Source organism: Sphingobium sp. WR1, from assembly GCF_059693745.1.
Genome location: NZ_JCATID010000051.1, coordinates 1 through 10600, shown reverse-complemented (window position 1 = coordinate 10600; position 10600 = coordinate 1). Strand labels below are relative to the sequence as shown.

8 protein-coding genes are annotated in these 10600 nt (G+C 62.9%); 2 read left to right on the top strand and 6 right to left on the bottom strand.

Annotation, left to right across the window (positions count from 1 at the left end; genetic code table 11):
• Positions 1–155 precede the first annotated feature (155 nt).
• Positions 156–2378, bottom strand: a complete 2223-nt coding sequence (locus AC58EF_RS27750; protein ID WP_497279593.1) for a TonB-dependent receptor — start codon at positions 2376–2378, stop codon at positions 156–158.
• A gap of 433 nt (positions 2379–2811) precedes the next feature.
• Here AC58EF_RS27750 and AC58EF_RS27745 point away from each other — a divergent pair, with 433 nt between their 5' ends.
• Positions 2812–3306, top strand: coding sequence for a TetR family transcriptional regulator (locus AC58EF_RS27745; protein ID WP_006949668.1), 495 nt, complete (start codon positions 2812–2814; stop codon positions 3304–3306).
• Positions 3307–3360: 54 nt separating this feature from the next.
• Here AC58EF_RS27745 and istB read toward each other — a convergent pair whose 3' ends face one another.
• The 5 genes from istB to AC58EF_RS27720 all read right to left on the bottom strand — a co-directional run bounded on the left by istB (position 3361) and on the right by AC58EF_RS27720 (position 7418).
• Positions 3361–4206, bottom strand: coding sequence for an IS21-like element helper ATPase IstB (istB, locus tag AC58EF_RS27740; protein WP_006949666.1), 846 nt, complete (start codon positions 4204–4206; stop codon positions 3361–3363).
• Entirely contained in the window at positions 4203–5204 is a 1002-nt protein-coding gene (locus AC58EF_RS27735) for a hypothetical protein (RefSeq protein WP_497279592.1), read from the bottom strand. The genes istB and AC58EF_RS27735 overlap by 4 nt, the downstream gene beginning before the upstream one ends.
• A gap of 135 nt (positions 5205–5339) precedes the next feature.
• Positions 5340–6194, bottom strand: a complete 855-nt coding sequence (locus AC58EF_RS27730) for a hypothetical protein (RefSeq protein ID WP_497279591.1) — start codon at positions 6192–6194, stop codon at positions 5340–5342.
• Positions 6139–6714 (bottom strand): DUF7986 domain-containing protein, encoded by a 576-nt coding sequence (locus AC58EF_RS27725; RefSeq protein ID WP_497279594.1) that lies wholly within the window; start codon positions 6712–6714, stop codon positions 6139–6141. The genes AC58EF_RS27730 and AC58EF_RS27725 overlap by 56 nt, the downstream gene beginning before the upstream one ends.
• 98 nt (positions 6715–6812) lie before the next feature.
• Positions 6813–7418 carry a recombinase family protein gene (locus AC58EF_RS27720; protein WP_061939924.1) on the bottom strand — a complete coding sequence of 202 codons (606 nt, stop codon included), beginning with the start codon at positions 7416–7418 and terminating at the stop codon, positions 6813–6815.
• A 128-nt stretch (positions 7419–7546) separates the two neighbouring features.
• On the opposite strand from AC58EF_RS27720, the gene AC58EF_RS27715 reads away from it, so the two are divergent.
• Positions 7547–10498, top strand: a complete 2952-nt coding sequence (locus tag AC58EF_RS27715; protein ID WP_497279590.1) for a Tn3 family transposase — start codon at positions 7547–7549, stop codon at positions 10496–10498.
• The last annotated feature ends 102 nt before the right edge of the window (positions 10499–10600 follow it).

Below are 10600 nucleotides of genomic sequence, written 5' to 3'. Positions count from 1 at the left end.
TCGTTCATCGCAACTGACCTTGACAGTACATGAGCCCAATCTTGGAAACCGTGTCAGAGTTTGCAACAGAGCCGATGAGAACGCAATTTGCCGCGTCCAATGGCCAAGGAGGGTCATGTTAAACTCCAATAGTTGCTTGTATGTTGGTTGGCTGATCAGAAAGTGTAGCCGAGCGACAGGCCATATGTGCGCGGAGCGCCGCTCAACTGCGAATAGGTCGGCGGCGCGACAAAGAGGGTCGAGGGATAACGCTTGTTCGTGAAGTTGCGAACCCATGCCCCCACCGTCATCCTTTCGGCAAATGCCAGTTCCATCTGCGCATTGCCAAGGAAATAGCCCTTGATCGGCTGGTAATTGTCGAGTTCGGTGTAATAATCGTCGACGAAGCGGCCATTGACCGACGGCGTCAGCACCCTGTCGCCGCCCAGCGGTATCGCATAGCGGATCGAACCGGTCAGCGTCATCTTCGGCGCAAAGGGCAGTTCATTGCCGATGCGCCGTAACCTCTCCGCCGCATTGTCCGAACGCATGTCGAGTATTTTGCTATCGAGAAGCGAGACGCCGCCCTGTATTTCCAGCCCGTGTAGCGGTCGGACCGTGATATTCGCTTCCGCGCCATAGGTGCGAGCGCTGCCCACATTGGTGCGGATATTGGAGGGCATGCCGTTGATGAGCTTGTTGAGGTTGGCCTGCATATTGGTGAAGTCGTTGTAATAGACCGACGCATCGATCTGCACCGGGCCGCCGCGCGGCAGGAATTTGACGCCCGCCTCATAGGTCCAGACCCGCTCCGACTTGAACGGATCGGTTTCGGGGAGGGTGACGGAGGTCGATCCGTCGAAACCACCCGCCTTGAACCCCCGGCTGACCGAAACATAAGCGGTCGCGGACGGCGAGATTTCGTAACTGACATTCAGGCGGCCCGACAGGCTGTTGTCGGAGAAGGTCCGGCTGAAATTGAATGGCATGGGACCGAAAACGGCCGGGGCGATGCTCACACCGAAGGGATTGAGGTCGACGGTCGATCCGTCGAACCGGCTTTCATCATGGGTGTAGCGCAGGCCCGCGCCGATCTTCCAGTGACTGCCCAGCCTGACGCTGCCATCGGCAAATCCCGCGACGCTGCGGCGTCGCTGGATATAGTCGGCGGACAGCACGCTCAGCACGAAATCGGTCAGGTCGATGTTACTGCGCAGCCGCACCTTGTCCCTGTAAGCCGTTGCACCCACCACCCAGTCGAACCGGCCGGGCGTCGCATTCTGGAGGCGTAGTTCCGCCGTCCCCTGCTCTACATTGTCGCGATAGATGAAGTCTTGGAACCGCGTCGGAATCACGTCGCCCGCAGCAGAATATTGCTGCTTCAACTTTTCCCAGCCGAGAATGGCGACCAGCAGCATATCACCGCCGATCTTCTGGTTCAGCGTGACCGATCCGCCATAGCTGGTCTTGTCGAGCGACGGATCGATGGCGGAATCGGTCGTAAAGGGCGCCAGCGGCGCAAAACCGCGCACCGTGGCGGTGCGCTCGAAAAATTGCACCGCGCCGGATTCATGGAAACCATGGGCATTAAGCGTGACCGTTGTGCCGTCGGTCGGCTCCAGCAGCAGGATGGCGCGGCCGCCATAATATTGCGACCGGTTGGCTTTGGTGTTGACGCCGGGATCACCAAGCGCGGGCACGGCGGGGTTCGCGACCCCCTTTGCACCATGCGTGCCGATATTGGTCATGAAGCCGTCGGTCCGGTCGAACACGCCGGAGAGACGCAGCTTCACACCCTCGGCAATCGGGCCGCCAATGCCCGCCTCGGCGCGCCAGGAGTTGAAGCGGCCATATTCGACCCGCCCCTGTCCCTGCCAGCTGTCGGTCGGCTGGTGGGAGATGATGTTGACGGCGCCCGCCGTGGTGTTCTGGCCGTAGAGCGTGCCCTGCGGCCCCTTCAGTATCTCGATACGCTCGACATCGTACATCTGGCCGCCGACCAGGGCGCCCGATCCCTGATAGACCCCGTCGAAGCTGACCGCCGCCGACGGATTGCCGTTGGGGCGTGGATCATCATAGCCGATGCCGCGAATGGTGAAGGTCTGGATGGTGCGACCGCCGGAAATCTGGGGTGACACGACCACGCCGGGAGTCAGGCGCGAGGCGTCGATCAAGTCCTTCACGCCCGCTTCGCGCAGTGCCTCTGGAGACAGGACGCTGACTGCCGATGGAACATCGATCAGCCGCTGGTCGCGTTTCTGGGCCGTGACGATGATGTCGCCACCTGCCTCGACAGGATCGTCGGCGGCGTAAGCCGGGGGAGCCGCGATCGTCAGGGAAGCGAAGGCGGAGGATAGCAGATGAACGCGGCGGAACTTGTGCTGCGATGAGCTGGCCATGAAATCAGTCCTTGGAACATGTATGTCAGAAGAGGGCGAGCGACATCGGCCACCGCCCGGATCGGGGGTGGATCTCGCGTCGCTCAGGACAATGAGGGGCCTAGTCGGAGACGACAGGCCGTTGCGGCATACGCCGGGACCCCGCCCATCGATGGATGTGTGAATACTTCATAGGACCCCCTGCCCGAATCGAACGGCTGTACAGGTAGGTGTATCGTGTGAATCTTCTATGACAGCCGGAGAAACGCTCGTGGGTATCCTGTGCGGATGCGCCGTCGGCGAAGCGATATGCGCGATGCCGTCCTGCTCAGGGAGCAAACTTGGCAACGGTGTGGTGAGGCTCTATCTAGATTGGGAAAGCCAGCCGAATTCGGGCGGAGCTTAATTCGAACGGCTGTACAGAAGGGTGTCAGGTTTGAGTCGCTTGCGATATATGTCCGATGAAGCCTCGCCCCAGGCAGAGCGGATGAGTGAGGCCGCGTATGACCTTGCCGAAGAGAGCGGTCTGGCAGCGCTCAGCGCACGAAGTCTGGCGCGAAAGACAGGAATGAGCCCGTCGGCAATCAATTACCACATCGGCAATCGCGAGCGGCTCATCGCGCAGATCGCGTTCAAGGCTATCGCGGTATCTAGCCGCTGGCGGCAGTCGCAGGCCGCTTTACAGGAAGAGGGTGCCCCGAGGTGGGCCGAGCTTGATCACGTGTTCACGTCGCTGTTGCAGGATCGGTTGAGCACCGGCCGTATGGTGATGGCACTTTTGCAGGAACTGGAGAACGAGGCCGTCGCCAGCGGTCAGACCGCTATCGAAGAGGCGCTGCGCGAGGAAATGTTCGCTGAAACGGCGTTCTGGCGCGATCTGGCAATCCGCCATGGCGAAAGCGTGGATGCGTGTAGCGCGACATCGTCGGTGACTGGTCAGCGACATTGATGGTGATGTGTCAGCGGTGACGTTGGGGATAGTGTCACACGAGGTTGGCCTGGATCAAGAGGCGTTGTCGCGCAGCGATGTCGCTGGCATGGTTTCGATGTCGCTGGGCGATGTCGCTGGATCAGGAGCACTGTCGCGGAGCGATGTCGCTGAGGCCAGGGCGGATCGCCTGCGATAGCTCTCGACGTTCATTTCCAGGATAGTGGCGTGGTGAACGAGCCTGTCGATGGCAGCGACAGTCATTGCCTTATCCAAAAAAATGGAATCCCAACCGCTGAATGGTTGGTTGGCGGTGATCATGATGGAGCGCCTTTCGTATCTGGCAGAGATGAGTTCGAACAGGACGCTGGTCTCTGCCTGGTCCTTGCGGACGTAGGACAGGTCATCGAGGATGAGCAGGTCGAAGCGGTCGAGCCTGGCGATCTCCTGGGTCAAGGTCAGGGACTGACGTGCGGCCTGCAAACGCTGGACGAGATCGGTGGTTCGGGTGAAGAAGACCCGGTATCCGCGCGCGACGAGCTCGTTGCCGATGGCGGCTGCGGCGTGGCTCTTGCCGGCACCGGGCGGACCAAATGCCAGAAGATTGTGGCCCGCCTTGAGCCAGGCATCTCCTTGGGTCAGAGCCATGACCTGGGCCTTGCTCAAGGTGGGAACGAGGCTGAAGTCGAAGGCATCCAGGGTCTTGCCGGGAGGCAGCCGTGCTTCTGTAAGATGGCGCTGGATCCGGCGTTGTTCGCGTTCGGCGAGTTCCAGTTCGGCCAAGGCTGCCAGCAGGCGCGAAGCCGGCCACCCCTCCTTGTCCGCTCGTGAACAGAAGTCCGGCCAGAGACGGGCAATGGTGGGCAGACGCAGCGTGCCAAGCAACATGGGCAGCTGGGCGGTGTCGACAGTGATGCTCATGCGGCCATCTCCCTGGCGGTGAGCAGATCGTCGTATGTGTCAGGCTGGGGAATATCGACGACCACATCGGCCGGCTCTTTGCCGGGGCGTTGGAAGCGCTCCTGCAGATCCCTCAGATCGGGTAAACCCTGGCCATCGAGTATGCCGGTCAGGGTCGCGGCGAGCTCAGCCTCGCAGGCCTGGTCATGCGCAAGCCACAGCAGCCCCACCATGCTGCGGCATGCGGCGGCTTTGGGAAGCGCACCCTCCAGAGCATCCCAGCAGCGGCGATATTCGCTGCGAGGGAAGAGCTTGTCGCGATAGACAAGGTTTGCCAGCGCGTGGGGCTTGGTACGCAGGCTGTGGATCACGTGCCGATAATTGACTACGTGGTCATGACCGCCCCGTCCGCGATCGGGCGCCCTCCCGCGTGGCAGGGTCTCGATGGGCTGCCCGGCCAGATAAAGGTCGATCCGGTCATCGAAGATCCTGGCTCGCAGGCTATGGCCGATGAGCCGGGAAGGCACGGTGTAGAAGACCTTGCGCAGCACGAAGCCGCCCGATGAGGTGACGAGCACCGTAGCTTCATCATAATCGCAGCTGCGGCGTGAAGGTAACGGGCGCAGGTGCTCAGCTTCGATGCGCAAGGCATCGCGCCGCCGGGCATTGTGGCGGCCCACGATCTGGGCGAGGAACGTGCGCCAGTCCTCGATGGAGGCGAAGTCACGTGTCCCGCGCAACTGGAGTGCCTGATCGAGCCGATCCTTAAGGTGACCATGACGGCTTTCTATGGACCCATTCTCATGGGCGACCCCGCGATTGTTGCGGGTGGGCTCCATCTGGTAATCGGCGCACAGGGCGGCATAGCGGGTCCGCAGATCTTCCTGGGCATCTTGCTCCAGGTTGGCGAACGCCGCGGAGAGGCTATCGGTGCGATGCTCGTGCGGCACGCCGCCAAGCTGCCACAGCGCATTCTGAAGGCCGCAGGCCAGCGCCGTGAAGCTTTCTCCTCCCAGCACGACCTCGGCATGCTCCCACCCGGAATAGACCAGCGCGAAGTGATAGATCAGGTGCGGGCTCGGATTGCCGGAGATGGCCCTTATGCATTAATCGGACACAGATTCACGGTAGGCGTCAGCGTCAGTGGAAGGGGACTATTTCCGCAGGTCTTCGATGCCGAGTTCGCGCCACATCCAGGTGAAATCGTAGGTTGCCATCGGGTCGTTCGGTTCGGGGTGAGCGCTGCTACGGTTTTCGAGATGCTTGAGCCACCCAGCTACTCGATAACGGCCTGCGGCCGTTCGAACGGCCGCACGTGGGCTGATGTCCCCAAGCATTCCAACGGGTTCATCGAGCGTCGCGCGGTACTGGCGGTCGAGCATGGCATGAACGAGCGGGGTTGCCACCTCTGGCGCAATGGCCGGTGCCGGTTCGGATGTTGTCAGTCCCTCGGCCCGCGCGGCCATGGCCTGTTCGATCGTCTCGATCGTGGTCAGCGGCGAGCCGACCAACCCGGCGAGCGCATCGGTGATGAGCGCGGTACCGCGTTTCGCCCGCTCGGCCGAGGTGACGGCGAGAACCAGAGCCCGGCCTTTCAATTCGACATTGCCGAGCACCGGGGTGCCGTTCGCCATCGTCACACCCCACGCCATACGGCCAGTGCTTCTCGCCTTTCCGTCCGGTTTTTCGCCCAGCCAGTTCCAGAAGTGCGTGGTTTCCCGCTGAAGCGTAGGGACAGTGTCGAGCCGCTCGCCGACCAGCGCCTGGGTCACGCCGCGTGCAAAGGGAAAGCGCACGCGGTGGAACACCACCTCCTCGCCATCACTGTTGAGCAGCGTGGGGATGGACGCCGGTCCCATGGTCTTGGGAACGACATCGAACAGCCATGCGGTGCTGATGAGTGCCGGAAGTGCGGCCAAATCGTCGGGGTTCAGCTTCAATGCGGTGTTTGGGCTACGCTTGCCTTTCGAACGCCGCAGATCGGCGACGAGCGCCTCGGCCGCCTCCATCGTGAATGACAANAAGTGCGGCCAAATCGTCGGGGTTCAGCTTCAATGCGGTGTTTGGGCTACGCTTGCCTTTCGAACGCCGCAGATCGGCGACGAGCGCCTCGGCCGCCTCCATCGTGAATGACAACACGCCGCCCGACAGGAGGTGCTTGCCTCCGACCTGCACGACGCGGGCACCGATCCTGTCCCATTGCTTCAGCGTCTGCGAGGCGCTGCGCTCCGATACTCTAAGGGGTTCGCCGCCCCGGATCAGGTCACGCACGAGGAAGCCACTGCCGGGCTCGACCTCGCTCACCTCGTGGAGGCTCATCACCGACGATCGAAGGGCACGCAGGTAGATTTTGGTCGGGCCGCTCTCGTTCCAGCCCCGGCGCCGGATATAGTCATCAACGATGTTCCGGTCCCCGGGTTGGATGGTGCGCGTCAGCAGATCCTCGAACGCGCATCCCCACAACACGCCCGCCCAATGATCGCCGACGATGTCCGCCAGCTCATCCGCTTCGAAGTCGAACTCCTCCATCGCCAGCCCGAAATGATCGCCGAGCGCATCGCGAAGATGATCGGCCCAGGCCGGCGAGGTGGCGAATTTCATAACGCCGGACAGATCGTGACCACGCTTCATGCCTGTTCCCTCTGCTGTTGCCCCAATTGCTGGCGGTGCGCGGCGACGATGCGCGAGACTGTGGGTTCGCTGACGCCGTAGAGCCGTGCCATCTCGGCACCGGACTTGCGGCCGGAAGTGACGGACTCGGCGATTTCGCGACGCTGCTTGTCGCCGAGCTTGCGCCGACGCCCGCCGATCCGTCCTTCTGCTCGCGCCTGAGCCAAGCCGGCGCTGGTGCGCTCACGGATCATCGCGCGCTCGAACTCGGCGAAGCTTCCGACCATCTGCATCATCATCCGCCCTGCCGCAGTGGTGGTGTCGATCGCCTCGGTTAGCGAGCGGAAGCCTGCGCCTGCCAGCTCGATCCGCTCCATGATGTGCAGCATGTCCTTCAGGCTGCGCGACAGTCGGTCAAGCTTCCAGACGACGACGACATCGCCGTCGCGCAACTGGCCGATCATCTCCAGGAGCTTGGGCCGGTCCCACCGCCCGCCGCTGGCGGTCTCCTCGTACACGCGCTTGCAGCCGGCTGCATCGAGCGCGCGCCGCTGCGCGGCGTTCGACTGGTCGTCGCCCTTCGACACGCGGGCATAGCCGATCAGATAGGGTTCGCGTGTCATCCAGTATCTTTCACAAACGGTCGTATCCTGAGGCGGGAACAGCATGCACGCATTTCCGCAGCCTTCCGCCTTTCATAATCCTCTTTCATTAAGGTGCCAAAAGGCAAGAGGTTTTTGGAGGATGAAACATGCCTGCCCGCATCCCGATGACCGAGCGGCAGCGCGCTGCATTGCTTGCTTTGCCCGACAGCGAAGCGGCGGTAGTGCGGCACCATGGCCTCGATGCCGAGGACCTTGCTGCGATCGGCACCGCACGCACTCCGGCAACCCAGTTAAGCTACGCCCTGCAACTCTGCTGCCTGCGCTACCCGGGGCGGCATCTACGTGCAGGCGAGCTGTTGCCTGCGATCATGCTCGACCACATCGCCGAGCAGGTCGGGGTGGATGCAGGCGTCGTCGCCGACTTCGCGCGGCGAGCGCCGACCCGCTACGATCAGCTTGCCGCCATCAAGGCGCGCTTCGGATTCACCGATCTGAGCCGGCCAGCGCGCGGCATCATGATGAACTGGTTGGAAACCGAAGCCATGGCCATCGTGGACGGGCGCATTCTGCTCGATCGACTGCTCGACGAGCTGCGCACGCGGCGCATCGTCATTCCTGGCGTCAGCGTAGTCGAGCGGATGACGGCCGAGGCGATGCTTCGGGCGGAAGCCGATCTGATCGCCGCCGTCGACAATAATCTCGATGCAGACATGCGTCAGCGTCTCGATGCGCTGGTCGATGAGAAGGTGCATGATCGACAGAGCCGCTTGTCCTGGCTGCGCGAACCGGAGCCCCGCGTCGCGTCAGCCTCGCTCGCCGAAATTCTAGAGAAGGTCGCGTTGATTCATAGGACTGGTATCTCTCGTATCACGGTCGATCCCGTGCACGAGCCACGCCTGACGCAGTTCGCCCGCGAAGGTGTGCGCTATACCGCCCAGGCTTTCCAACAGATGCGCACCTCCCGCAGGCGGGTCATCCTGCTTGCTACGCTGCGCGATCTGGAGGCCACGCTTACCGACGCGGCGATCGCCATGTTCGCCGCCTTGATGGGACGCGCTCATCTTCGTGCCCGCAAACGCCTGGAGCAAAGGGTCGCAATTTCAGGACGCGAAGGCCGCGACCGTCTGATGCGCATCGCCGCTGTACTGGAAACAGTGAGCCGGGCAGCACGCGCCGGCGAAGATATCGCCGCAGCCCTCAGGGATATCATGCCTCTCGACATGCTCGATGCCGATGCCGCGATCATTCGTCGTACCGCGGCACCTCACAGGGACGATGTGCTGAGCGAGATCGCAGCCGAGTACCGAACCTTCAAGCGAACAGGGCCTCAATTTCTGCAAACGCTCGATTTCCACGGCAGGGCCGGCACTGCGGCATTGCGCAACGCCATGATGGTCTTGTCGGATCTTGATGGCGACTGGCGCAAGCCGCTCCCTGCCGACGTGCCGCTCGGCCATATCGAGCGGCGCTGGCACCGCCATGTCGTGGTTGCCGGCAAGATCGACCGGACGCACTGGGAGATGGCGACCTACGGGGCGCTCGCCAATGCACTGGCATCGGGTGATATCTGGGTGCCGCGGTCACGGCTGCACAGGTCGCTGGACGTGCTGCTCGCGCCATCAAGCGGCGCGGCGCTGCAGCCGGCGTTCTCGCTCGGTGATCCAGACGCATGGCTCGATCAGCGCGCCGCGCAGCTCGACAGCGCCTTGCGCAACGTCGCCCACAATCTGGCCGGACGCGATGCTGCCCTGTTCGCTGGCGAGCGATTGCGCTTTCCCAAGGAACCGAAGGACGATGATGCCAAGGACGACGAAGGACGGCATCTGACGCTTGCCTGCTACGGTATGCTGCCTGCCACGCGTATCACCGACCTGCTGTCGCAGGTCGAACGATGGACCGGCTTCACCCGGCACTTCGGGCACGTCTCGACCGGGCTGCCGCCTGGAGACGAGCGGGCTTTCCTCGCTACCCTGATTGCCGAAGCGACCAATCTTGGGTTGTCGCGCATGGCCGAGGTATGCGGCGCAGGGTCACGCCGCGCGCTGCTGCGCATGCAGACATGGCACATGCGCGAGGAAACCTTTCGGGCGGCGCTCGCCTGTCTGACCGACGCCATCCACGCCGAGCCGATCGCCGCCTGGTTTGGGTCAGGGCACCGGGCGTCCGCAGATGGCCAGGCCTTCTACCTGGGCGGGCCGGGCGAAGCCGGCGGAGCGGTCAATGCTCACTATGGTCGCGACCCGGTGGTCAAGATCTACACCACCATCACCGATCGCTACGCGCCCCTGCACCAAACCGTGATCGCCGGCACGGCAGGAGAAGCCATCCATGCGCTCGACGGCATCCTCGGCCATGACAGCAACGCCGATCTGACCGCGCTGCACGTCGATGGAGGCGGCGTTTCCGACATCGTGTTCGCGACGATGCATCTCCTCGGACTCGATTTCGAGCCGCGCATTCCCCGCCTGTCCGACCGGCGCCTCTACGCTTTCGAGCCCTCGAAGCGTTATGGCAGGCTTGCGCCACTGTTCGGTCACAGGCTCAACCGGGACCTGATCGCCAGCCACTGGCCCGATATTGAACGTGTCATTGGCGCGATGCGTAACCGCACCGTTACGCCCTCGCTGATCCTCAAGAAGCTGTCCGCCTACCGCCAGCAGAACAGCCTCGCCGCGGCGTTGCGCGAGGTCGGGCGGATCGAGCGCACGCTGTTCACGGTGCGTTGGTTCGACGATCCAGCGCTACGCCGCACTGTCACCGCCGAATTGAACAAAGGCGAGGCGCGCAACAGCCTGGCGCGGGCGGTCGCCTTCCATCGGCTCGGTCGCTTCCGCGACCGTGGCCTGGAGAACCAGCAAACCCGCGCGGCTGCGCTCAACCTCGTCACCGCAGCGATCATCCTCTTCAACTGCCGCTATCTGGGGCGCGCCGTCGACGAAATGCGCCAGCGAGGAAGCCAGATCGACCCGGCTATGCTGTCCCGACTCTCACCATTGGGATGGGATCGCATCAATCTCGCCGGCGATTACGTCTGGTCCGATCACCTCGGTCTCGACGCCAGCGGCCTCATGCCCCTGCTCATCAAACCGCTACCGTGAATCTGTGTCCCTACAATGCACAGGGGCCAACCGGCATCCGGCTTGAGGAAAGCCTGACCGACGCCACCCTGACGATGTTCGACAAGCTGTTGGGCAGCATGG